General features: G+C 54.9%; 19 protein-coding genes. 9 read left to right on the top strand and 10 right to left on the bottom strand.

All coding sequences use genetic code 11. The features are described from left to right. Positions 1-1,158, bottom strand: coding sequence for a DUF2341 domain-containing protein (locus WJU16_RS01420; RefSeq protein ID WP_341836545.1), 1,158 nt, complete (start codon positions 1,156-1,158; stop codon positions 1-3). A 211-nt stretch (positions 1,159-1,369) separates the two neighbouring features. Between WJU16_RS01420 and WJU16_RS01415 the strand changes: the two genes are divergently transcribed. Beyond that, a complete protein-coding gene (locus WJU16_RS01415) occupies positions 1,370-1,861 on the top strand; it encodes an outer membrane beta-barrel protein (protein WP_341836544.1) in 492 nt (163 codons plus the stop codon). An 80-nt stretch (positions 1,862-1,941) separates the two neighbouring features. Here WJU16_RS01415 and WJU16_RS01410 read toward each other — a convergent pair whose 3' ends face one another. Continuing rightward, positions 1,942-2,634, bottom strand: coding sequence for a DsbA family oxidoreductase (locus WJU16_RS01410; protein WP_341836543.1), 693 nt, complete (start codon positions 2,632-2,634; stop codon positions 1,942-1,944). Positions 2,635-2,739: 105 nt separating this feature from the next. Between WJU16_RS01410 and WJU16_RS01405 the strand changes: the two genes are divergently transcribed. From WJU16_RS01405 to WJU16_RS01375, 7 genes are all read left to right on the top strand, one after another. After that, a complete protein-coding gene (locus WJU16_RS01405) occupies positions 2,740-3,324 on the top strand; it encodes a hypothetical protein (RefSeq protein ID WP_341836542.1) in 585 nt (194 codons plus the stop codon). Between the two features lie 62 nt (positions 3,325-3,386). Next, on the top strand, positions 3,387-5,348 hold the full coding sequence (locus WJU16_RS01400) for a M1 family metallopeptidase (protein ID WP_341836541.1): 1,962 nt from the start codon (positions 3,387-3,389) through the stop codon (positions 5,346-5,348). A gap of 98 nt (positions 5,349-5,446) precedes the next feature. Further along, positions 5,447-9,505 carry a two-component regulator propeller domain-containing protein gene (locus WJU16_RS01395; RefSeq protein ID WP_341836540.1) on the top strand — a complete coding sequence of 1,353 codons (4,059 nt, stop codon included), beginning with the start codon at positions 5,447-5,449 and terminating at the stop codon, positions 9,503-9,505. A gap of 198 nt (positions 9,506-9,703) precedes the next feature. Beyond that, positions 9,704-12,901: a TonB-dependent receptor gene (locus tag WJU16_RS01390; protein ID WP_341836539.1), complete on the top strand. Its 3,198-nt coding sequence runs from the start codon at positions 9,704-9,706 to the stop codon at positions 12,899-12,901. Between the two features lie 19 nt (positions 12,902-12,920). Further along, entirely contained in the window at positions 12,921-14,579 is a 1,659-nt protein-coding gene (locus tag WJU16_RS01385) for a RagB/SusD family nutrient uptake outer membrane protein (protein ID WP_341836538.1), read from the top strand. Positions 14,580-14,601: 22 nt separating this feature from the next. Next, a complete protein-coding gene (locus WJU16_RS01380; protein ID WP_341836537.1) occupies positions 14,602-15,831 on the top strand; it encodes a glycan-binding surface protein in 1,230 nt (409 codons plus the stop codon). Positions 15,832-15,833: 2 nt separating this feature from the next. Further along, complete coding sequence (locus WJU16_RS01375) at positions 15,834-17,585, top strand: alpha-L-arabinofuranosidase (protein WP_341836536.1); 1,752 nt, start codon at positions 15,834-15,836, stop codon at positions 17,583-17,585. Positions 17,586-17,630: 45 nt separating this feature from the next. On the opposite strand, the gene WJU16_RS01370 is transcribed toward WJU16_RS01375, so the two are convergent. The 8 genes from WJU16_RS01370 to sufB all read right to left on the bottom strand — a co-directional run bounded on the left by WJU16_RS01370 (position 17,631) and on the right by sufB (position 24,576). After that, positions 17,631-18,308 carry a hypothetical protein gene (locus WJU16_RS01370; RefSeq protein ID WP_341836535.1) on the bottom strand — a complete coding sequence of 226 codons (678 nt, stop codon included), beginning with the start codon at positions 18,306-18,308 and terminating at the stop codon, positions 17,631-17,633. A gap of 167 nt (positions 18,309-18,475) precedes the next feature. Further along, positions 18,476-18,952: a GAF domain-containing protein gene (locus tag WJU16_RS01365; RefSeq protein ID WP_341836534.1), complete on the bottom strand. Its 477-nt coding sequence runs from the start codon at positions 18,950-18,952 to the stop codon at positions 18,476-18,478. 55 nt (positions 18,953-19,007) lie between these two features. Next, positions 19,008-19,316 (bottom strand): SUF system Fe-S cluster assembly protein, encoded by a 309-nt coding sequence (locus tag WJU16_RS01360; RefSeq protein WP_341836533.1) that lies wholly within the window; start codon positions 19,314-19,316, stop codon positions 19,008-19,010. Positions 19,317-19,322: 6 nt separating this feature from the next. Further along, positions 19,323-19,751 (bottom strand): SufE family protein, encoded by a 429-nt coding sequence (locus WJU16_RS01355; RefSeq protein WP_341836532.1) that lies wholly within the window; start codon positions 19,749-19,751, stop codon positions 19,323-19,325. A gap of 11 nt (positions 19,752-19,762) precedes the next feature. After that, positions 19,763-21,007, bottom strand: a complete 1,245-nt coding sequence (locus WJU16_RS01350; RefSeq protein WP_341836531.1) for a cysteine desulfurase — start codon at positions 21,005-21,007, stop codon at positions 19,763-19,765. Between the two features lie 27 nt (positions 21,008-21,034). After that, positions 21,035-22,342 (bottom strand): Fe-S cluster assembly protein SufD, encoded by a 1,308-nt coding sequence (gene sufD / locus WJU16_RS01345; protein ID WP_341836530.1) that lies wholly within the window; start codon positions 22,340-22,342, stop codon positions 21,035-21,037. Between the two features lie 3 nt (positions 22,343-22,345). Beyond that, positions 22,346-23,113: a Fe-S cluster assembly ATPase SufC gene (gene sufC / locus WJU16_RS01340; RefSeq protein WP_298708904.1), complete on the bottom strand. Its 768-nt coding sequence runs from the start codon at positions 23,111-23,113 to the stop codon at positions 22,346-22,348. A gap of 17 nt (positions 23,114-23,130) precedes the next feature. Then, positions 23,131-24,576, bottom strand: coding sequence for a Fe-S cluster assembly protein SufB (gene sufB, locus WJU16_RS01335; protein ID WP_341836529.1), 1,446 nt, complete (start codon positions 24,574-24,576; stop codon positions 23,131-23,133). Between the two features lie 172 nt (positions 24,577-24,748). Here sufB and WJU16_RS01330 point away from each other — a divergent pair, with 172 nt between their 5' ends. Then, on the top strand, positions 24,749-25,405 hold the full coding sequence (locus tag WJU16_RS01330) for a metalloregulator ArsR/SmtB family transcription factor (protein ID WP_341836528.1): 657 nt from the start codon (positions 24,749-24,751) through the stop codon (positions 25,403-25,405). The last annotated feature ends 59 nt before the right edge of the window (positions 25,406-25,464 follow it).

Raw genomic sequence — 25,464 nt, 5'->3', positions numbered from 1 at the left:
TTACTTTTCAGAAACGCTCCCAAACTCGAGCAAGCGGCTGCCAGGGCGCTGGCTTTCATAATCCAGCCGGATCCATTCGGCGCTTTTCGCTTTCCCTATCACGCGGGCTTCGTCGAGGATCCCGTCCCAGTAGCGGCCACCTTTGTCCGGAAACTGGCTCTGGTTGCCGATCCCGACCGGGTGATCATCCGATTTCCAGGGGGTGTCGAATTTCTCTGTTCTTTCCAGCCGGCCATTGACGTACAGGTGTACATAAGGGAAATCGTGCACGCCGGTGATGTGGTACCATTGCTTCACTTTCATGTCGGTTTTACCGATCACGCAGAGGTCGCCGCGGGGCGAGGCGCGCTCCACGCAGATCTCGATCAGATCGGCTTCGGGCTGGTGCCAGCTACGGATACCGAGCTTTTGCAGCCGCCACGAATTATCGCCTTTTGCAAACAGGGTCTCGTAGCCCGGGAGTACTCTTTTCGCTTCGTCTCCACGATTGGAATATGTTTCCGCATATGCCCAGATGGAGAAGGTGAGCCGCTCCGTCAGATCGAACAGCTTACGTTTTTCACTGTCTACCCTGATCCATTGCCTTTCGGCACAACGGAACCGCTGCGCTTTGCCCAGTACGCCTTTCACCGTGTTGTACGGCATCATGTTCACGCCGGTGGCGTTGGCTTCGTTGGCCGTGGCATCCGCATATCCACCGGGAAGGGTATTGCCCGGCTCCTGGAGGTGCCAGACGCCTGTAAAACCTTCGGCCGTGGGGAATACTTCAGTGGAGCGGTCTGCGGGTGCGGCCGATTTGTTTCCCCAATGCATATATACCTGTTGGCTCCGGCTGTTGCCTTTAACAAGCGGGATGCGGACCCAAACGAGGGCTTCCCTGGCCGCGGGGTCCCACCACTCAATGCTATGCGGCAGGAAAGGGCCGTCGGACGTTTCGGAAAAACGGATATCGGCGCCGTTGGCAATGGCGGCGGAAAAATTGAATCGTGAAGCGTCCAGGAAGACCGCCAAAGGATAGCCGGCCACATCTTTTGCCACACCGGCGCCGGTAGCGGTTGTATTGAGGCGGATCGCCATGCTGTGGCTCCATCCGCCACGCTGCGCAAAGGCGGAACCGCATAGCAGCAGCAATAGTAAAGGGTAAACAAGTCGTTTCATAAAATGGAAGCCGGAAGATACTAATTTATTGCTTTGTCTGCCCGCCGGGAAATTTCCTTCCCCTTACCGAACCCTCCGGCCCCTGCGCGCGTTATAGCGTAAGCGGTTAAACGCGGAAGTACCGGCTTTCCCGGCCCAGGCTTCGGTTTGGGCTGTATTGGAAAGAAATGATAATTTCGTGTTACATATCACCACCAAATATCCTATCTGCATGAAAAACAAGATTACCCTAGTGCTGGTACTCCTGCTGACTGGCAGTGTCGCGGCAAGTGCACAGTTAAAGCGATTCAGCATCGGCCCCTATGTGGAAGGCGGTTTCCCCGTGGGCGATTTCAGTAATACCAATAACACCGGCTTTGGCGTGGGCCTGAATGCCGACATCAAACTGGTAGCCGGTTTTGGCGTAACGGGCTCCGTCGGTTACATGCGTTTCGGCGGCAAAACCGAAAACAATATCGACTATCCCAATGTTGCGGCTGTACCCGTACGCGTCGGTATCAAATATAAACTGATATCCATCCTGTACGTGAAAGCGGAAGCCGGCGCCGCTAATTATACCGGCGATCTCGACGGTTCCGCGTTCCTGTTCGCGCCCGGCGTAGGTATCCGCGTGCTCGGCCTCGATGTGCAGGCCAAATGGGAAGGCTGGTTTAAAGACGGCACCCGCAGCTTCTTCGGCCTGAAGGCCGGTTACAATTTTTGATCCATTGCCCCCGCATAAAAAAGCCTTCCTGCCCAGGTCTCACACATGTGCCGGAAGGCCATTTTGGGAAATCCATCGTCTTATACGTTACAAACCCCGTCTGCGCACGTGTTATCATCGCTGCCCGTGGGGTTCACGATCTGCGGATGCGTTTCGCTCCAAACTTTTTCCAGCGTCTGGTCAAACACTTCAACAGGCTGCGCCCCGCTAATAGCGTATTTCATGTCGAACACGAAAAACGGCACCCCACGGATGCCCAGCTGCTGCGCCTGCGCTTCGTCCTGCCGCACTTCGCCCGTGAATTCGGTCCCTTGCAGCATGGCGTCTGCGTCGAGCCCCGCAGCTTTCGCTATGGCTTCGAGCGTGGCGGTTTCTCCAATGTGTTTGCCTTCGGTGAAGTAAGCCTTGAAGAGCAGTTCTTCCACTTCGTCCTGCTTTCCGTGCTGCGCCGCCAGCTGAATGAGGCGGTGCGCGTTGAAGGTATTGGTATTGATCATGTCATCGAACTTGAAATCGATGCCCACGGCTTTGCCCGCGTCGGCTACGCGCGCAGAATTGGCCATGGCCTGTTCGCGCGTCATCCCGTATTTGGAGGCAAGCAAGGTATAGTGATCTTCCTGGTAATCCTTTTGTGCGTCGGGGTTAAGTTCGAAGCTGTGCCACGTCACTTCCACGTCTTTTGCATGCGGAAATTTCGCCAGCGCCGCTTCCAGGTGGCGTTTGCCCACATAACAGAAAGGGCAGGCCACGTCCGACCAGATGTCTATTTTCATACACTCAAAATTTAAGCTACAAATGTACGAAATTTCCACCTCCAGGGGGCATTTGCGACAAGCTACAGCCCATTCATATGCGTTAAAAAAACGTTATATTCGGGTATGCTTTTCAGGGACAACATCATGGAGGCGATCCGCCAGGGGCGGGTGAAGCTGGCTTACCGCCGCTGGAAGCGGCCTTCCGTAAAAACAGGGGGCACCCTCCTCACGGCGATCGGTCTGCTGCATATCGACGAAGTGACGGTGGTGCCGGAATCGGATATCACAGAGGCCACAGCGAAAGAGTCCGGTTTCCCGTCGAAACGGGCGCTGTTTACCGAGCTGGACAAACGGCCGGGCACGCTCTACCGCATCCGGTTCCATTACGGGGGCGACGATCCGCGCATCGCCCTGCGGGAAAACGAGAAGGTGAGCAAGGCAGAGATGGAAAAGATACTGAAAAAGCTCCAGGGGTTGGATGAGCGCAGTCCCTATGGCGCCTGGACCAAACGTACCCTCGGCATCATCGCGAAGCGGCCGGCGGAGCGGGCGGGGGATCTGGCGGAGGCATTGCGGATCGATAAAGACTGGCTGAAAGTCAGCATCCGGAAGTTGAAGAACATGGGGCTGACGGAAAGCCTCGAAATCGGTTACCAGCTAAGCCCGCGTGGCGAAACGGTACTCGGTGCCTGGAAACGCCGCTCATAACAGTACACTTTGTTTAACAAATAAATATCCCTAGATTTCCCGTTTTATAACCAACAGAATTTATGCCTGCATTCCAGCAAACCAAGAAATGGCTCGCCGCTATGGCAGGGTGCGTCTGCATCTTTACCTCGGCCGCCGCGCAACAAGCGGAATCCCGATACAGTGCCTACGAGGCTTTTAACCCGGTATTCTACCCCTCGGACGGCGACGACGTGCGCACCGCCAGCGGCCGCCCCGGCCACCGCTACTGGCAAAACGCCGCCGATTACAAAATCGACGTCACTTTCGATGATGTGAAGGAAACCGTGTCGGGGACCGTCATCATCACCTATAAAAACAACAGCCCGGAAAACCTTCCTTTCCTGTGGATGCAACTGGACCAGAACATTTACCGTCTTTCCTCCAGGAGCGTGGCGGCCACCGCACCCGCCGGCGGCCGTTGGGCGAACCGCAATTTCGATGGCGGCTATACTATCAGCAACGTTGCCCTGCTGGCGGCAGGCAAATCACAAAAAGCGAAATTCGACGTGAACGATACCCGTATGCGTGTGGAGTTGCCGCAACCGCTGAAAGCCAATGGCGGCGTCATCCAGGTGCAGGTGGATTTCTCTTTCCCCATCCCTGAATACGGAACCGACCGCATGGGCATCCTCAATTCCAAAAACGGCCGTATTTACGAGATCGCGCAGTGGTACCCCCGGATGTGCGTGTTCGACAATGTACTGGGGTGGAACACCCTCCCGTATATGGGCCAGGGTGAATTCTACCTTGAATACGGCAATTTCGATTATACCGTGAACGCGCCCGCAGGCCACATCGTGGTAGGTTCCGGCGAACTGCTCAATCCCGCGGAAGTACTCACGCCTACGCAACTGGCCCGCTGGAAACAGGCGTCCGCCAGCGACAAAACCGTGATGCTCCGCGATATTTCCGAAGTGAAGGATCCGGCTTCCCGCCCGGCGAAAGACCGCCTCACCTGGAAGTTCCGCTGCGCAAACACGCGCGACGTAGCCTGGGCAGCCAGCAAATCGTTCATCTGGGACGCGGCGCGCATCAATCTCCCCGAAGGCAAAAAAGCCCTCGCCATGAGCGTGTATCCTGAAGAAAGCGCGGGCGACTCCGCCTGGCGCCGTTCCACTGAATTCGTGAAAGGCTGTATCGAACACTATTCTGAAAAATGGTATCCTTATACCTATCCCGCCGCCGTTAACGTAGCGGGGATCGTGGGAGGGATGGAATATCCCGGTATCGTGTTCTGCTCCGCCCGCGCCCAGAAAGCCGGCCTGTGGGGCGTAACCAACCACGAATTCGGGCATAACTGGTTCCCCATGATCGTGGGTAGCAACGAAAGAAGGTTCGGATGGATGGACGAAGGTTTTAATACCTTCATCAACGGGCTGGCAGACAAAGTTTTCAATAACGGGGAGTTCGACCATGGTCCCCGCGACCGCCATGCCCTGTCGCGCTCTATGTTCTTCGATTCCGCCAGCGCGATCCTGCATCGCCCCGATGTGATCCGCACGGCGAGCTACGGCATCCTGGGTTACTACAAACCCGCCGTGGGCCTCGATATCCTGCGCGAAGTAGTGCTGGGCGAAGAGCGGTTCGACAAGGCCTTCAAATATTACATCGACAACTGGGCGTTCAAACATCCCACGCAATGGGATTTCTTCCGCGCGATGGAAAACAGTGCAGGCGAAAGCCTCGACTGGTTCTGGCGTTCCTGGATCATCAATAACTGGAAGCTCGACATGGCGGCAGGCAACGTTTCGCAGCGCAACGATTCCACCACGGCCATCCAGGTACTGTGCCTGGAGAAAGCGCCCATGCCGGTTGTAGTGGAAATTAAGGAAGCCGACGGGAATACTTCCCGCGTGAACCTGCCGGTGGAAGTATGGCAGTCCGGCGGCGCGTGGACGTTCCATCATCATTCTAAAAGCAAAGTGGTGGCCGTTACCGTGGACCCCGACAAGGTGCTCCCGGACGTCAATTCCGCCAATAATACCTGGAAAGCAGCGCCCTGATCATAGGATTCCGGAATATTTCCGTAGCGCCCCCGGCCGGGGGCGCTTTTTTTCGCCCGTATTTTCCTAAATTACAGTAGTTCCACGATGATCCATCCATGTTGAAAAAACTACTGATTCCGCTATGTCTGATCGCGCTCTCCCAGGTCAGGGCGCAGCAGCCTGCGTATCCCTTTACCAGCCTCAATATCCACCACGGTTTGAGCAACAACCAGGTTAACTGCATCTACAAGGACGACCGCGGTTTCCTCTGGTTCGGTACGCTGGGCGGCCTTAACCGTTACGACGGTTCCAACTTCCGTGTATTCCGCCATATCCTTTCCGATTCCCTTTCCCTCAACGATGACTATATCGTAGCTCTTTTTCCAGCTCCCGGTGGCCAAATGTACGTCCGGACGCGCAACGGCGACAACCTCTATGATCCGCGGCGCGAGCAATTCTCCCCGGCCGCCGCCTGGCTCGGGGCGCGGGGATTGCCTGCATCGGGGCTTACGTCGATGCTCATGACGGGTGACACCTGCTGGGCGGCCTATGCAGACTCAGGTCTGTACCGCCTCGGCGCCAGGGGGCATGCCACGAGGATCGCATTGCCCATGCGGACCGGCGGGCGGATCGCGGATATCAAAAGAGAAGATGACCGGCATTTGTTGCTGCTCTGGTTCGACGGCGCGCTGACCCGTATTGACATCCGTTCCGGCCAAACCGTCTGGCATTCGGAAGCGCTCATCACCGACGTATCCCGCCCTCCGATGAGCCTCGCGCTGTTCGTAGACAACCAGAAAGATTGCTGGGTATATATGCCGGGAAGCGATTTCGGGGTGATTCATTACCGGCCGTCGACCGGCGAGAAGCGCAGCGTGTCGCGCAAAACAGGGATTCTTAACAACGATATCGTCAACAGCGTCATCCAGGACGACCGCGGCATGATATGGATCGGTACGGACCATGGCGGTGTAAACGTGCTGGACAAACAAACGTTCCAGGCAAAGTTTTTCGTGAACCGTCCGGAAGATTCGAAAAGCATCGCGGAGAATGCGATTTATGCACTGTACAAGGATAGCCAGGGCATCGTGTGGTGCGGGACGTATAAAAGAGGCGTGAGTTATTTCGCGGAGAACAAGATGAAATTCGCGCTGCACGAGTTTAAACACGGCGATCCGCTTTCGCTGCCTTACAACGACGTCAATTGCTTCGCGGAAGACAAAAAAGGGAATGTCTGGATCGGGACGAACGGGGGAGGATTGATTTATTATGACCGTAAAGCGCAAACTTACCGCCAGTACCGTCATCGCGCAGGCGACGAAAACAGCCTCAGCAATGATGTGATCGTGAGCCTCCACGTCGATAAGTGGGACCAGCTCTGGATCGGTTATTATTTCGGGGGGATGGGGTATTTCCGGGACGGGAAGTTTACGCATTACAGTCATTCCCCGCAGGATGCGAACAGCCTGGCGAATAAAACCGTCTGGAAGCTATACGAAGACAAGCGCAACAACTTCTGGGTGGGCACGCTCGGCGGGGGGCTCGACCGGTTCGACCGCGGCAATGGAATTTTCTACCATAACAATGCGGACATGGCCAATTCGGTCCATTCCAACTATATCACCGCTTTCGCCGAAACGCCGGAAGGTGATCTCTGGATCGGTACGGCATATGGCATTGATGTGCTCGACAAATCAAAAGGGATTTTCGTTCACCTGTTGCGCAGTTCGCATCAGTTAAGCAACGACAACGTGACTTCGCTGCACTGCGACCGTCAGGGCCGGATGTGGGCCGGTACGCGGGAGGGGCTCAGTTATTACGATCCCGTGGCGCTTACTTTCCGTACGTTCCGGATGGAGGACGGGTTGCCGGATAATACCATCGTCAGTATCCTTGAAAGTGACGACGGCTACCTGTGGATCAGCACATCGCGGGGGCTTTCGCGGGTGCGGGCAACCGGGGTGGGGAGCAAGCTGGTGATTTCGTGCAGGAATTACGACGAGCAGGATGGTTTGCAGGGGAAAGTGTTCAATGTGAACGCCGCTTTACGGCTGCGGAGCGGGGAGTTGATTTTTGGCGGGGCGGATGGGTTCAATCTTTTCAACCCGGCGGAAATCCGGGAGAACAGGACCCCTCCCGTGTTGGTGTTCACCGGTTTGCAGTTGTTCAACAAAACAATCGCGCCGGGTGAAAGTTTCCGTGGGCATACAGTGCTGGAGGCTTCGTTGCCCGAAACGCGGCGCATCGAACTGCGGTATAATGAGAATGATTTTTCGGTGATTTTCGCTTCGCTGAATTTCAGGAACGCAGATAAGAACCGGTACGAATACATGCTGGAGGGATTCAATAAAGAGTGGATGCTGACCGACGGCAAAACACGCAGGATATCCTACACCAACATCAACCCCGGCGAATACACGCTGCATGTGCGGTCTTCTCCGGAAGACGGCAACCCCACGGGCGGAGGGATCTCGTTGCTGATCCGCATCCTGCCGCCATGGTGGGCTACCGGTTGGGCATACACAGCGTATGTGCTGCTCCTGCTGGCCGCGCTGTACCTGGGGCGGAGGGCCATTATCCGCCGGGCGCACCGCCGGTTTGCATTGCAAAACGAAAGAAAGGAAGCGCAACGGCTGCATGAACTGGATATGATGAAAATCAAGTTGCTGACCAATGTGAGCCACGAACTGCGGACCCCCGTTTCCCTCATCCTTTCCCCCATCGAAGATTTCATCCGGCGGACGGATGACGAAAGCGAGCGCCGCCAGTTCCAGCTCATCCGGCGCAATGCGCGGCGGCTTCTCAACCTGGTGAACCAGTTGATGGATTTCCGGAAGATGGAAATGCGCGAACTGCGGACGGACCCCGTGCCGGGGGAGCTCATGGGCTTCCTCCGCGAATCCGTGCAGTCGTTCTCCGATCTGGCCGAACGAAAGGGCGTGACGCTGGAGTATTCCGCCGGTACAAAACCTATCAACGCCTGCTTCGACCACGATAAACTGGAACGCATCATTTTCAACCTGTTGTCCAACGCGTTTAAATTCACACCCGCCGGTGGAAAGGTCAGGGTAACATCCGGAGTAAATATAGAACAGGAGCGCGCCTGGCTCGAAATAAAAATCAGCGATACGGGGATCGGTATCGCGCCCGATCGCATTGGGAAGATATTCGAGCGCTACTTCCAGGCCGATCAGCGCAGTGCGTTCGTGAGCCCGGGCAGCGGCATCGGACTGGCCATCACCCGCGAGTTTGTGACTATGCAGCAGGGCACCATTGATGTGGATAGTGCGCCCGGACAAGGGAGCACCTTTATCGTCCGGATTCCTTATGATTTGGTTTCCGGTGATGGTAAGGCCGCGCCGGTCGCGCCCTTCGTTCCCGTCCCTGTGAAATCGCCCGACGACCGCGCCGCCCGGAAAGGCAAACGCAAACCCACGATCCTGCTGGTGGAAGACACGGAAGATTTTCGCTTCTACCTGAAAGAAAACCTCCAGGAGCATTACCACGTACTGGAAGCCGCCAGCGGCGACGCCGGCTGGCAGGCGGCACTGTCTGCCCAGCCCGATCTCGTGGTAAGCGATATCAATATGCCGGGGATGGATGGGCTGGCACTCTGCCGCAAGATCCGTAGCAACGCCCGTACGCGCCAGATCCCCGTGATCCTGCTCACCGCCATGGGAGAGGAGGCCGTTCAGCTTGAAGGGCTCGATGCCGGGGCGGACGATTATCTGGTCAAACCCTTCAGCTTCGAAATCATGCTTTCACGTGTGCGCAACCTGCTAGAAAGAAAGGCGCCCGTTCAATACCTCATTCCGAAAGATGCCGAGCCGGCGCAGCTGTCGGCCGACGAAAAATTCATGCAGCGCGCCCTCGAAATCGTGGAAACGCATTTGTCCGACGCCGATTTCTCGGTGGAAGCCCTCAGCCGGGAGCTGCACATGAACAGGGTTTCTGTTTACAAAAGGGTTTACGCAATTACCGGCCAGCCGCCCATCGAATTCATCCGTTCGGTGCGTTTGCGCAAGGCCGCCGACCTGCTTTTAAAAACGGAAATGAATATCGCCGAGGTGGCCTATGAAGTCGGATTCAACAACCCGAAATATTTCACGCGATATTTCAAGATGGCATACCACATGCTGCCATCAGCCTATGCCACAGCCATGCGCAAGGAGTGAAGGCAACAATTTATACCTATGGAATTAACATTTTGACCCTCCTGCGGCAACATTCCTTACCTGTAATTTAAACAATGCGCTACCCTATGTCTGGGGTAATCGGGATACTTTTATCCCGGGCTTGCGTAATGGAGCCCTGTTTACAAAGTCAACCAAAAGTGTAACGCGCATTTCATTCCACAAACTAACATTCTACGTATGAAAAAAATCAGTTTAGCGGGCAAGTCCGGCCCGGCCTGGTGGATGTTCCTCTGCCTATGGCTGGCGCAGGCTACGGTGCTTGCCCAGAATCCCCCTGACCAACGGCGAACCATCACCGGCATCGTGACCGACCAGGAATCGCGGCAACCTATACCCGGCGCCACCGTGGCCATCAAGGGAAGCTCCCAGGGCGTAGCCACCGATCACCAGGGGAAATACTCCATCCAGGCGAAAGCGGGAGATATCATCGGTATCTCTTTCGTAGGTATGACGTCCCAGGAAATCAGGGTAGGCAATGCTTCTGTTTATAACGTATCCCTCGTTGTTGACAGCAGAACGCTGAGCGACGTGGTGGTGGTGGGTTATGGCAAGATGAAGAAAACCGACCAGAGCAGTGCCCAGGTGTCTGTTTCGGCGGCGGATATCGGGCGGACGGTCAACACCACCATCGACCAGGCGCTCCAGGGGCGTGCGGCTGGTGTGTACGTAACGCAGAACTCCGGCCAGCCCGGCGGCGGTGTATCCGTGGTGATCCGCGGGGTAAATACCCTTAGCGGCACCAACGAACCGCTGTATGTGATCGACGGGGTGCAAATCCAGCCGGCCACCGTTTCTTATGGCAATACAAGTTCCATGAACCCGCTGGCGGGGATCAACTCCAATGACATCGAATCCATGGAAATCCTGCAGGGGCCTTCCGCTACGGCCATTTACGGCTCCCGCGCCACCAACGGCGTAGTGCTGGTAACTACCAAACGCGGCAGGCAGGGGCAGATGAAAGTAGGATATAATTATTTATATACACTACAAGACAAACCGAAGGAAGTGTCGGTACTAAGCCTGCAACAATATGCGATCATGAACAATGAAATCGCAGCGTTGCTGAACCGTACGCCAACGGCGGAATTCAAGAATCTTCCGGTATTGGGGCAGGGAACGCAGTGGCAGCGCGAACTGTTTAAGACCGCGCCATTGCAGCGCCATCAGCTCACGGTGAGCGGCGGCACGGAGCGCACGGGTTATTATCTCTCCGGTGAATATTTCGACCAGGACGGTGTGGCCGTAGGGTCCAACTTCAAACGGTATAGTTTCCGGCTGAATATGGACAACAAATTGTTCAAATGGCTCACGCTCAATTCCAACGTCAACTTTTATCAGACCAAGGAAAAACTGTCTTCCACCAGCGAAGACGTGATCCGCAATGCCATCAACCTGGCTCCTAACATCGCGGTGAAGAACCCCGACGGCAGTTGGGCCGGCGCTACCACCAACGAATATGGCAGCAACGCAAGATATGCACCCCTCAATCCCGTGGCCATCGCCAATCTGATCGACAACGATCTGAAAAGAACGGGCGGTATGGGCGGCCTGACGGCGGAAGTTACCATCCTGAAAGGGCTGACGTTCCGCACGAGCTTTAACGGCAACTTCGAATTCTCCGATGGCAAGAAGTTTACGCCTACCTATCAACTCGGTTTCCTTTCCAACGAAAAAGCAAGCCTGAACGTCTCCAACAACAGGAATTTTTACTGGAACCTGAACGAGTTGCTGCAATACAATACCAACCTCGGTAAGCTCGCGCTCAATGTGATGGCGAGCCACGAAGCCCAGGCCTGGAACTACGAAGGATCGAACATCACCCGCATCGGGTTTGCCAGTAATGATATCCCTTCCATCAATCTCGGCGACGTGCAGGGGCAGACCACTGGCGGCTCCAAAGGCTCCGGCGCACTGGAATCCTGGCTGGGCCGCGCGATCCTGACCTGGGACGAAAAGTATATCCTGCAAATAGCCGGCCGGGCCGACGGCTCATCCAACTTCGGCGTCAACAACCGCTGGGCTTATTATCCCTCTGTTTCAGCCGCATGGCGTGTTTCGAGCGAGCCATGGATGCATCAGTTCGACCAGGTCAGCGACCTGAAATTGCGGGCGGAAGTGGGGTATACCGGGAACAGCGGCAACAGCGGCGGGCAATACAGCAACCTCGTTTCAGTGACAACACCCTGGGGCGCGGGTTTCCGCACCGGGCAATACGGCAATGCCGACCTGAAATGGGAAAACACGCTGACCCAAAACATCGGCTTGAATCTCGGGTTGCTGAAAGACAGGATCCAGCTGGAAGTAGATTACTACATCCGCAAAACCAACAACCTGCTCATGCCCAACCCACTGCCCGCTTACATGGGTACCCAGGGCGAAGGCGCCATCAGCGCGCCGACCGTCAATATCGGCAAGCTGGAAAACCGCGGCTTTGGCATCACGCTTAACACCACCAATATCACCCGTAACGGTTTCACCTGGAAAACCAACTTCAATATTTCTTCCTTCAAAACGGAAATCACCAAATTCTATTCCGACGCTGCATTCCTGAGCCGCAGCGCATGGTACATGGATAATTTCACTTCCCGCTCCGCCCTCCACCAGGCGCCCTGGATGTTCTGGGGATATGTTTCGGATGGAATTTTCGAGTCGGAAGCTGAAATCCGTAAAAGTGCCATCCCTACACAATCCGACGGCAGCCCGTTGCCGATTGCGAGAGACGGTGGCGTTTGGGTAGGCGACATTAAATACAAAGACCTCAACAGCGATGGCAAAATCGATTCCCGCGACCAGACGTTCATCGGCAACCCCTGGCCCAAATTGACCTTCGGGCTTACCAATACCGTTTCCTGGAAAGGGTTTGACCTGAGCGTACTGCTGACCGGCGCTTCCGGGAACGATATCTACAATTACGTCCGCTACAATAACTCCAATCCCAACAACATCAACCTGGGGCGCAACCTGATGTCCGACGCATTTGAATATGCGCGTATCCGGAAAGATGCCAACGGAAACGATGTGCTGGCCAATCCCGGGACCAAAGTGCCGCGGATCGTGGGCACGGATGTGAATGGAAACGGTAACCGCTTCACGGATGTGTTTGTGGAGGACGGTTCCTACATCCGCATCAAAAACGTATCGCTGGGGTACATGGTACCGGCGGAATGGATCAGCCGCCAGCGGGTGGTGCGTGCAGTCCGTTTGACGTTCGGCGCGCAGAACCTGCACACCTTCACTAAATACAGCGGCTTCGATCCGGAAGTAGGCGCGTACCTCGGGAAAGAAGTACAACTCAGCAGCCAGGTGATCGCCGTCGACGCGGGCCGTTATCCGCTTACCCGCATGTATAACGCTGCCGTACAGGTGGATTTCTAAGCACATTAAATTCCGAATTATGAAAAAGCAATCCTTCATCCGAAATATATTACTCCTTTGCTGCGGTGCCCTCCTGGCATCATGCAGTAAAGATTTCCTGAACCGTCCGCCCGAAGATGCGATTGTGGACGTCAACTTCTACCAGTCCAGAGAACAGGTGCTCGCATCCACGGCGCCTTTATACAACATCGTTTGGTTCGCCTACAACGACAAGGCTTCCCACGGCATCGGCGACGGGCGCGCGGGCATCCTCATGTCGGGCTCTTACCAGGTGGAGAATATCCGCCTGCAAACCACGGACGTAACTCCCGAAGTGTACAGTTCCTGGACGGCGTTCTTCAACGTGGTGGCGCAAGCCAACATGGTGATTTACAATGTTGAGAAGTATACCGGTCCTGCCGTACCCGCGAACGTTAAACAAATGGCCCTGGCGGAAGGGCGGTTTATGCGGGGGATGGCCTATTACTACCTCGTGCAAAACTGGGGAGCCGTTCCGATTATCACCAATAACAACGTATTGCTGACTGATACGACCATCACCCGGAACACCGTGGAAAGCGTGTGGGAGTTTATCGTGCGGGAGTTCCAGTTTGCGGTAGACAACCTGCCGCCGTCGCCCGCGCAGAAAGGGCGGTTGACGAGCTGGGCGGCCAAAGGCATGCTGGCGAAGGCATACCTTACCCGTTCGGGACTTGGCGGCACGGGGCAGCGCAAGCAGGAAGACCTGGATAAAGCCAAGGCGCTGGCGCTCGATGTCATCACCAACAGCGGCGCGCAACTCATGCCAAATTACGAGGACCTTTTCCTCATGAAGAACAATAACAACACCGAAAGCCTGTTTGCCCTGCAATGGAAATACGACGGCGACTGGGGAACCCAGAACAGCGTGCAGGCGTTCCTGGCCTACGGTAGCGAGATCACTGGTTTCGGTGACGGCTGGGGCGGCGACCTCGGTGCGTCGGTGGATCAGCTGAGATTATATGCTCCCGGCGACAAACGCCTGAAAGCGACCTTCATGCTGCCCGGCATGCATTATTCCTACATCCACCAGGCGATCGACGATCCGAACAACCCCGGCAGAAAAATCATCCAGGAGCTGCAGGTGCCCTGGAACTGGGTTAACCGGGATTTAAACGAGCGCTGGAATACGCGGGCATGGGTAAAGAAATACGTGGTAGGTAGACCGGAAGACAATGAAGGGAAGGTAACACAGCAACATACGGAGATGAATACCTACATGCTCCGGCTGGCGGATATCTACCTGGTTTATGCAGAGGCTGTGCTGGGGAACAATGCGTCCACGGCAGATGGTACCGCATTGCAATACTTCAATGCCATCCGCAGGAGAGCGGATGTCCCGGAGAAGCAGGTAATCACAGCGGATGATATTTATGTAGAACGCAGGTTGGAACTGGCGATGGAAGGGCAGGCATGGTACGACCTGGTGCGGATGTATTACCATTCTCCCGCCAAAACCAAAGCTCTGATTTCAGACCAGAACCGCGGCAATTACCGTATAATCCCCAATGCCGAACGCTTTGCTTCGCAATGGGCGATTGCGGCCGTAGACACGATCAAGTATTCCGTGACCGACGGTAACTTCTTCCTGCCAATTCCGGCAGTGGAAATGTCGGCCGCACCGAATCTACGGAAAACGCCTGTTCCTTATACCTTCTAATCATCCCAAAAAACGCAAACTCATGATTAAAAATATCCGATTGCTGCTGGCGGGAATGCTCCTGGTGCTGGCGGCGGCATGCAGCAAAGATGACGGAGTATCCGGCCCGCCGGTAATCCACCGCGTCACCCTGCTGGACTCCTCGAAAATGGACAGCGCCTTCACGCGCGCCTATCCCGGCATCATGATCCTGATTACGGGCGAAAACCTGGCAGGCGCCACACGCATCACGTTCAACAATTTCAATGCTTACTTCAATCCCGCTTACAATACCAACACGCACATTATCATGAATATCCCGGGAGACGCTACCACCGAGGCAACGGACCCGGATGTGCCAAATGAGCTGCGCATCAAAACGGACAGGGGCGATGCGGTGCACCAGTTCGTCCTTGACATCCCACCGCCGTCCATTTCATGGATTGAGAACGAAAATGCACTGGCGGGAGATTCCATGGTGATTTACGGATCGGCGCTCTGGCTGGTGAATAAGATCACCTTGCCTGGCGGCCGGGATATCACGGAATATAAAGGCAACCTCGAAGGAGACCGCCTGGCATTCGTGATGCCGGATCTGCAGGGCGATACAGGCAGGCTCGCCGTTGTTGCCAAATACGGCACAGCTTACAGTGTTGGCCCGCTGAACGACCATGAAAGCGGGGATGTGATCAGCAATCTCACCAATGCAGGCGAAACAGGCGAAGCGCCCCGCTTCAACTGGCAGTGGTGGGGGGCAGACCGCTCCAACGACGCTGCGCGGTTCCCCGGCACCAGGGGACATTATCTCATCAGCGTGTTCGGCGCAGTGCCCGCGGGTGACGGTGCCTGGTGGAATAGCGGGCGCTCCGGCCAGTTCGACGACGTGCAGCTCTTCGACCCCGCCGTGCGTTCACGGCCCACAGACCAATATGCATTGAAATTCGAATTCAATACCAAAGAGCCCTGGACCGCCGGCGTGCTGCTGCTGCGCTTCAACAACGGTTATTCCATCCGCTGGACGCCCTTCAAGGATACGGAAAGCCAGGCGTTCCATACCAACAACAAATGGATAACCGTCACCTTCCCGCTCAATGCCGTGCGGCAGACCGGCGACGAGGGCGATGGTACAGGGCCTTCCATTATGTCGATGGGCGACCTCGTATTGGCAGACGGGAAAGTGCCGTTCAAATATTGGTTCATTGCCGAGGAGGAAATTCCCATCGATATTTTCCACGCAGCATTCGACAATTTCAGGATCGTCAAGATAAAATAGGAATGAAAAAAACGGTAAGAGGGATCTGTTTACTGAGCATGATCGTTTGCGCGCTGATAGGCTGCAACAAGAAATCCGGCGACCGTGTGAACGGAGACGGTGACGGGAATGGCGGCGATACTACCGGTCCGGTGGTATCGCCGCAGGACCCGGCCACAGCGGCAACCATAGGATTTTTTATGGATGGATGGAAGGAAAAGACGTTCGTGGCCCCGGCTTTCGACGAGAAGGCTCCGCCTGCTTCCGCGCAGGTGACCATCACGGCGGATGCGTCTAAAATCCTCACGAAAATTCCACCCACGCTGCTGGGCAACAACACCAATATTTACATGACGCAAATGGTGACGGAACCGAAGCTGCTGCAACAAATTCAGCAACTACAGCCGCGCCTGCTGCGATTTCCCGGAGGCAACCTCAGCAGCATTTTCTTCTGGAATGCAGCACCCGGCAATGCTCCGGCCGACGCTCCGCCGCAACTAATAGACGCAGACGGCAAAACCAACCCTGCGGGATATTGGTTCGGCGGCAATACCGACGGCTGGACGATGAGCACCGCCAATTACTACAACATGCTCCGGCAAACCGGTACCGAAGGCGTGATCACGGTGAATTACGCATATGCGCGCTATGGTACCGGTCCTGATCCCGTAGCCGCCGCGGCACACCTGGCGGCGGAGTGGGTCCGGCACGACAAGGGCAGGACGCGGTATTGGGAAATCGGTAATGAAAGTAACGGCACGTGGCAGGCGGGGTATCGCATCGATCCTTCCGCCAACCGCGACGGGCAGCCAGAATTCATTACCGGGGAATTGTATGGCCGCCACTGGCGCGTTTTCGCCGATTCTATGCGAAAAGCGGCGGCGGAAACAGGGCATAACATTCAAATCGGCGCCCAATTGCTGGAGCACGATCCGCCCACCTGGGCCACGGCTACGGATAAGGGATGGAATGCCGGTGTATTGAAAGAAGCAGGTGCTTCGGCAGATTTCTATATCGTACACAGTTATTTCACGCCGTACAACACGAATTCCAATCCACCTGAAGTGCTCGCTTCCGCGGAAGCCGTTTCCAAAGCGATGATGGAGTACCTCAGAACGACGGTGCAGCGCAACGGCGGCACCATGAAGCCTGTCGCGTTAACGGAATGGAACATTTTCGCGGTGGGATCGCAACAGATGGTTTCGCAGGTAGCGGGCATGCATGCCGTGCTCGTGATCGGGGAGTTGCTCAAAAATGGATTTGGGATGGCTTGCCGCTGGGATCTCGCGAATGCGTGGGAGAACGGGAACGATCATGGATTGTTCAGCCAGGGTGAAGGGGCTTCCGGCGAGGATAAATGGAATGCGCGGCCGGCGTTTTTCTACCTGTATTATTTGCAGCAATGCATGGGCAACCGGTTGGTGGAATCTACACTGCCGGCCTCGAATCATAATTTGAATGCTTACACCACCACGTTCAGCAGCGGTCATGCCGGCATAGCGTTGGTTAACCGCGCCGCCTCCGCGCAAACGGTTTCGCTGAACCTGAAGAACTTCCGGGCGGGGGAGCGGTATTACTGGTACGAGCTGACGGGCGGAGATGGTGTCAGTCATTTTTCCCGGAAAGTATTTGTCAATGGCAACGGCCCTTCCGGCATAGCCGGCGGACCGGCGGACCTGGGGCGCGTTCGGGCCTTCTCCGCCAAAACGAAGGACGGACTTCGCTTTACGTTGCCGCCGATGTCTGTAGTGTTCATCGTGGTTGAGCGTCAGTAGTATAACTTGATGCTACGTGTTATGTAATCATATACGCCGCTGTTTTCAGCGGCGTTTTGATTTACTGGTTACCAGCTTCCGGATGATCGGCAGCATTACCAATAATGATGATGTTTGAATTAGAGAGTTCAATATATAATTCCAGTGCCAATTGTTATCTACTACAGGTATGTTACTGCAAAGCAACATTACAACGACGCCTGATATCAACAATATCAAACTGATTATGGGAATATAGTAGCGACTGGAAATGGGTACTTCATGATTTTTGAAAAATAGCATGAGGAAAGTTATGAATGCTGAAATAAAGTATATTCCCGCCGAAGATGATATAAACAACATCTGGTTTTTTATGGAAGTAGTTTCAGTATTGTTTATCGTTGCTACAACACTGGGATTCTTTTGGTGGTTTTTTATGTGGGAAGATGAGTCTCCCGCCAAAAAATCCAACAATATCAAGGAATAAGGCTTTCTTTCCATTATTTCTTTTCTCAGGCTGATGGCTATACTTCTGCTCATACTGTCGGTTTCCGGCGAACTGATGATAGTGGTCAATTGGCTGAAGTGCTCGGTTTTCCGGTGCATGACGTAGTAATAACCGAGCCCTAGTGCATCATTCACTAATACCAGGATTGAAATGACAAACAGGACAACGATAGTTCTTTGTTGTACAGTTCTTTCCGGGCTGAATAGCCATTCTGCAAAATGATTGTAGTAACTCATGTAGAAAAGATTTGGGTTAACAAATGAAATCCATTGTGAAGGTGTATCCCCGATGAAATTTCTCCAATACGGGAATAGCCAAATGAAAAAATGCGGTTGGAATCATGAAATCATTCATTATTCCAACCGCATTCAATGTACGGAAAAGAAGTACGTAAAAATTTTTATCAGGATGCGAAAATCCAGTTGGAAATTTCTTCGAGATAACGTTTGTCGGTTTCGTCGAAAGTATTGAGATCGGTGCTGTCGACGTCCAGTACGCCTTGCACTTCTCCGTTATGGAAGAGCGGAACAACGATCTCCGAACGGGAGAGGCTGCTGCAGGCGATGTGCCCGGGAAAAGCCTCCACATCCGCGACCACCAGCGTTTCCGCCCGTTCCCAGGCCGCACCGCAAACACCGCGCCCTTTCCGGATGCGCGTACAAGCCACCGGCCCCTGGAAAGGCCCCAGCACCAGTTCTCCGTTTTTCACCAGGTAAAATCCCACCCAGAGCCATCCGAATTGTTCTTTCAAAGCAGCGGCGATATTCGCCAGGTTAGCCGTCTGGTCCGGCTCTCCGGTAATCAGCGCCTTGATCTGCGGAAGGAGCGCTTCGTATTGTTCGGCTTTCGTACCTTTGATGATTGCTAAGTCTTCTGCCATATGCTTCAGGTATTAAAAAAAGACGCCGCTTTGCAGGGGCGTCTTTCAACATTTTTTACAAAAATCCTAATTCGAGTTTCGCTTCTTCGCTCATCATGTCCTTCGTCCAGGGGGGATCGAAAGTCAGGCGCACATCCGCGTCCGTAACTCCGGGAATAGCGGATACTTTTTGATTCACCTCTTCCATGATGGAGCCTGCCACGGGGCATCCGGGAGCGGTAAGGGTCATTACCACCAGCACTTTGCCTTCGTCCTTCACCTCGATCTGGTATACCAGCCCAAGGTCGAAAATGTTCACGGGGATCTCGGGATCATACACCGTGCGCAGCGCTTCCTCCACCTGGTCTCTCATCGTTATTTCCATGTTGCATCAGTTTTGCATTGATTTCGCCTGAAAGGCAACGGCATACAATTTTATCTGTTTCAGCATCGACAGCAGCCCGTTGGAGCGTGTAGGGGAGAGGTGGCTGGTTAAACCGATGGCGTCGATGAAGTAGATGTCCGCTTCCGCGATGTCTTTCGGTGCATGGCCGCTCAATACCTGTACCACCAGGCTCACGAGCCCTTTGGTGATCACGGCGTCGCTGTCGGCTGTAAATACGAGTTTGCCGTCCTTCAGCTCCGCGTGAAGCCAAACTTTACTCTGGCATCCGCGGATCAGGTTGTCGTCTGTCTTATACTGCGGGTCAATGAGCGGCAGGTCTTTGCCTAACTGAATGATGTACTCGTACTTCTCCATCCAGTCGCCAAACACTTCGAAATCTTCAATGATCCTGTCCTGTTGCTCTTTGATTGTCATGTCGTCTTGATTTATCCCAGCAAAGTTACGGCTTTCCGCACACCTTCCACCAGCTTGTCGATATCTGCGGTGATATTGTACACGGCCAGCGATGCGCGTACCGTTCCGGGTATGCCGAAGCGGTCGCAAAGCGGCTGGGTGCAATGGTGCCCTGTCCGCACGGCGATGCCCTGCTGGTCGAGCAGTACGCCTACATCTGAAGGATGGGTGTCGCCCACCAGGAACGAGATGGCGCCGCTGCGGTGCCTGGCTTCGCCGATAAAGCGGATGCCTTCCACTTGTTTCAACGCGGCCACTGCGTATTCCGTCAGCTGGTGTTCGTATGCCTGGATCTTATGGATACCGATCTTGTTTACCCAGGCAACGGCGGCGCCGAGACCGATGGCTTCACAGATGGCGGGGGTTCCGGCCTCGAATTTCAGGGGAACGTCGGCATAAGTCGTTTTATCGAAAGTAACTTGTTTGATCATATCGCCGCCGCCCTGGTAGGGAGGCAGTTTTTCCAGCCAGCTTTCTTTTCCGTAAAGGATGCCGATGCCGGTAGGGCCAAAAAGTTTGTGGCCCGACAGTGCGAGAAAATCCACGTCCAGCTCATGCACTTTAATGGGAATGTGCGCGGCGGCCTGCGCGGCGTCGAGCAACACGGGGATGCCCTGTTCGTGCGCGAGGGAGATAATCTCTTTTACGGGGTTCACGGTACCCATGGTGTTGGACACCCAGGTGATGGACACCAGTTTCACCCGGCCGTTCAGCAGGGAGCGGAAGGCGTCCATATCGAGTTCGCCTTTGTCGGTAACGGGCACCACTTTCAGTTTTGCGCCTTTTTCCTCGCAAATGAGTTGCCAGGGTACGATGTTGGAATGGTGCTCCATGCCGGAGATAATGATCTCGTCGCCCTCTTTCAGGATAGCCTTGCGGAAGCCGTTGGCCACCAGGTTGATGGCGTCCGTTGTGCCTTTGGTGAACACCACTTCGTGGTGGTGCGCGCCGATAAAGGCGGCCACGGCGTGACGGGCGGCTTCGTAGGCCGAAGTGGCCTGCTGGCTCAGCGTATGCACCCCGCGGTGCACATTGCTGTTGTATTGGGTATAATATTCCTGCATGGAACGGATCACCGAAACGGGCTTCTGCGTGGTGGCACCATTGTCCAGGTACACGAGGGGCCGCCCGTTCACAGTTTGCTGGAGAATCGGGAATTCATTCCGGATCAGTTCCACTTCGGGCCATAAAATATCTTGTGCAGTAGCTGTTCCCATGATCCTTCCGGGTTTTAAGGGTGAAGGCTAGGCGTTCAGGTATTGTGAAGCGATCTGCTCCACATGCTTGCGCACAGCCGGGATGGTCACCTTGGCGGTGATATCGAATGCGAACGCTTTCACCAGCAGGTTCCGGGCTTCGGCTTCACCGATACCGCGGGCGCGGAGGTAAAAGAGTGCGTCTTCACTCACTTGTCCGATCGTACAACCGTGGCTGCACTTCACGTCGTCCGCAAAAATTTCCAGCTGCGGCTTAGTGAACAGGGTTGCTTCCGGGCTGATCACCAGGTTGTTGTTCTGCTGGAAGGCGTTGGTCTTCTGCGCATCTTCATGCACATAGATCTTGCCGTTGAACACGCCGGTGGCCTTGTCCAGGAGCACGCCGCGGTACAGCTCGTTGCTCTCGCAGTGGGGCATGCGGTGGTCTACGGATGTGTGGTTGTCGATCACCTGTGTGCCTGCGGCGATGTAGAAGCCGTACATATGCGTTTCCGTGCGTTCTTCGTCCAGCGAAATGTTAAGGTTGTTGCGGACGAAGTCGGAATCGGTGAGGGTAAAAGTGTAGTTGTTATAGAGGCTTTTGCCTTTCTGTTCCACCAGGTTCTGGTTGATGAAACGGAGTTGGTTGCCGCCTGTCTGTAATTGGTATTGGCTGAGCTGCGCGCGTTCCGCCACAATAGATTCGGTCACGCTGTTGATGACAACGGTTTCAGTTAAACCGAGTCCTGCGGCGGATTCCACGATCTGCACGCTGGCGCCTTCATTCACTACCACCAGGTGACGGGGATTGAAGAGGCGGGTTTGGCCCGCGGCGTAGAGGTGGATCACCTGGATGGGTTGCTCCACGATCGCTTTGGCTTTCACTTCGATGAACAGGCCGTCGTTAAACAGGGCAGCGTTCAGCTGCGCGAAATGGTGCTCACCGATCTTCGGGCTTTGGTTGAAGTACAGTTCCACGGCGGGTTGTGTACCAGCTTCGCTCAGCCTGCTCACCGTCACCTGAGTGGCGGGGGGCAGTTGGGAAAGGTGCTGCTGGAGCACGCCGTTCACCAGTACGAGGCGATAGGCGTCGGGGAGGAGCATAGCGGCGGCTTCGAGCTGCGCTGCGGTTACCTCCGGTACTTCGGGCAGGGAGATCTGGATGTCGTTCTTGAAGAACGGCACCACATTGGTGTATTTCCAGTCTTCCACTTTTACGGTGGGGATGCCACCGAGGGCGAGGAACTGCTGCAGCGCCGCTTCCCGGCCGGCGAACCAGCCATTGGCGGAGAACTGCGCGCCAAAAAGCGCGGGCAATGCCTCGTTAAATGATATATGCTTCGTTACTGTCGTCATGAGTTATTGTACAGGTTCTTCTAAACGGATGTCTTCTTTCAGCCAGTCGTAGCCTTTCTCTTCCAGTTCCAGCGCCAGTTCCTTGGTGCCGGATTTCACGATGCGGCCGTTGTAGAGCACGTGTACAAAGTCGGGAACGATGTATTCCAGCAGGCGCTGGTAGTGGGTGATGATGACGAATGCGTTGTCTTTGCTGCGCAGCTTGTTCACGCCGGCGGAAACGATGCGGAGCGCGTCGATGTCGAGGCCGGAGTCGGTTTCGTCCATGATCGCGAGCTTGGGCTCGAGCATGGCCATCTGGAAGATGTCGTTGCGTTTCTTCTCACCGCCGGAAAAACCTTCGTTGAGGGAACGGTTCATGAGATTGGCATCGAATTCCATGAGTTTCTGTTTGCTTTTCAGCATATCCAGGAAAGCCTTGGCCTGCATGGGAGGTTCGCCATGGTAGGCGCGGATCTCGTTAACAGCCGTTTTGAGGAAGTTGATGTTGGAAACGCCGGGGATTTCCACCGGGTACTGGAAGGCGAGGAACAGCCCTTCACGCGCGCGCACTTCGGGGCTCATGTCGAGCAGGTCTTTACCCAGGAAGTCCACCGAGCCATCGGTTACTTCGTAGGATTCGCGGCCGGCCAGCACAGAGGCGAGAGAAGATTTGCCGGAGCCGTTGGGGCCCATGATGGCGTGTACTTCGCCCGGTTTCACGGTCAGATTAATGCCTTTCAGAATAGCATTTCCTTCTACTGCAGCATGCAGGTTTTTGATATCTAGCATCTCTTTATTTTTATAGGTTATCCTACACTGCCTTCCAGCGTGATGGATAATAATTTTTGCGCTTCCACGGCAAATTCCATGGGCAGCTGGTTCAATACTTCTTTTGCGTATCCGTTCACAATCATATTCACGGCCTGTTCGTTGTCGATCCCGCGCTGGTTCAGGTAAAACACCTGGTCTTCCCCGATCTTGGACGTGGTGGCTTCGTGCTCCACCATCGCCGAATTGTTCTTGGATTCGATGTAAGGGAAGGTGTGCGCGCCGCAACGGTCGCCGATCAGGAGCGAATCGCACTGCGTGAAGTTACGGGCATTGGTGGCGTTGGGGCCTACCTTCACCAGTCCGCGGTAGGTATTATGCCCATGGCCGGCGGAGATACCTTTGGAAATGATGCGGCTCTTGGTGTTTTTCCCGATATGGACCATCTTGGTACCGGTATCCGCCACCTGTTTGTTGGCGGTAACGGCCACGGAATAAAATTCACCGATGGAATTATCGCCCTGCAGGATTACGCCGGGATATTTCCAGGTGATGGCCGAACCGGTTTCCACCTGCGTCCAGGAGATCTTGGAGTTTTTACCCTTGCAGATCCCCCGTTTGGTCACGAAGTTGTAGATACCGCCCTTGCCGTCTTTATCACCGGGGTACCAGTTTTGTACGGTAGAGTATTTGATTTCCGCGTTGTCCAGCGCGATGAGCTCCACCACCGCGGCGTGCAGCTGGTTCTCGTCGCGCATGGGGGCAGTGCAGCCCTCGAGGTAGCTGACATACGAACTTTCGTCGGCGATGATGAGCGTGCGCTCGAACTGGCCGGTATTTTTCGCGTTGATGCGGAAATAGGTGGAAAGCTCCATGGGGCAGCGAACACCCTTGGGAATATATACAAAAGACCCGTCCGAAAACACGGCGGAGTTCAGGGCGGCGTAAATGTTATCGGATTGCGGAACCACCGTACCCAGGTACTTCTTCACCAGCTCGGGGTGCTCCTGAACGGCTTCGCCGAAAGAACAGAAGATGATCCCCAGCTCATGCAGCTGCGCCTTGAAGGTGGTGGCCACGGAGATGGAGTCAAACACCGCGTCTACCGCCACGCCGGACAGCATTTTCTGCTCTTCCAGCGGAATGCCCAGCTTCTCGAAGGTACGGAGGAGCTCGGGGTCCACTTCGTCAAGACTGTTATATTTCACCTTGTTCTTCGGTGCGGCATAATAGGAAACTCCCTGGAAGTCCACTTCCGGGAGATCGAAATTCTGCCAGTTGGGCATAGTCAGTTTCTGGAAAAGCTGGTACCCCTTCAGCCGCCATTCCAGCAGCCATTCCGGCTCCTGCTTCTTGGCGGAAATGAAGCGGATGATGTCCTCGTTAAGGCCCGGGGGCGCAATATCCATTTCGATCTGCGTCTCAAACCCGAACTCGTACTCCCGGCCCGCCAGTTCCTGTAATATGTCTTGTTCTGCGCTCATAAATAATTATATACTCTACTAATCGTTTATCTCGTTGCGTAAACCAGCTACAAAGATAGCGCGCTAAATGCGGTAAATCCATATCGCCGGCCCTATTTTCAAGCCTGTTTTCGAATTACTTGCTTGAAATCCGGACAAAGTTACGATATTTGCGAATAAAGCAAGTGTAAACTTGGAAAATTATAAAGCACATCATACCTCTTCTGTCGACCGGCTGTTACTGCTGCTCAAAACGAAAGGCCCCCTCACCACGGGCGCCGTTTCCGTAGAGCTGGGCATCACCGCCGAAGGCGCGCGCCAGCAGCTTCAGCGGCTGGCCGAAGAAGGCTGGGTGCTCTTCGAATCCATCTCCCGCGGCGTGGGCCGCCCCTCCCTCGTCTGGAGCGTCTCCGATAAAGGCAACCGCCGCTTCCCCGACTCCCACGCAGAACTCACTGTCCAACTTATAGATACAATTCGTGATGTGTTAGGTGCTGAAGCCCTTAATAATGTGATCTCCGCACGGGAATACAAGGTCTTATTAAGATATTACGATATATTAAAAGAAGAAGAAGGCCTCGAAGCCAAAGTCCGCAAGTTTGCCGAGCTCCGCTCGCGCGACGGCTACCTGGCCGAATACCGTAAGGAAGGAGAGGGCTTTATCATGATCGAGAACCATTGCCCCATCTGCGCCGCCGCCACCGCCTGCCACGATATCTGCAAAGTGGAGCTTCAGACTTTCCAGGAAATCTTCCGGGAATGGGGCACCATCGAACGCCTGGACCACGTCCTGGAAGGCGCCCGCCATTGCGCGTACCGCATCAGCCCCGCTGTACGCCGGGAATCCTGATTTTTATCGTTGTTTATTGAAGGAATGACAAGTCGAACCGGAGCTCCGCCGATCCGCCA

This window comes from Chitinophaga pollutisoli, assembly GCF_038396755.1.
GTDB classification, from domain to species: Bacteria; Bacteroidota; Bacteroidia; order Chitinophagales; family Chitinophagaceae; genus Chitinophaga; species Chitinophaga pollutisoli.
This window is presented reverse-complemented; position numbering and strand designations above follow the sequence as displayed.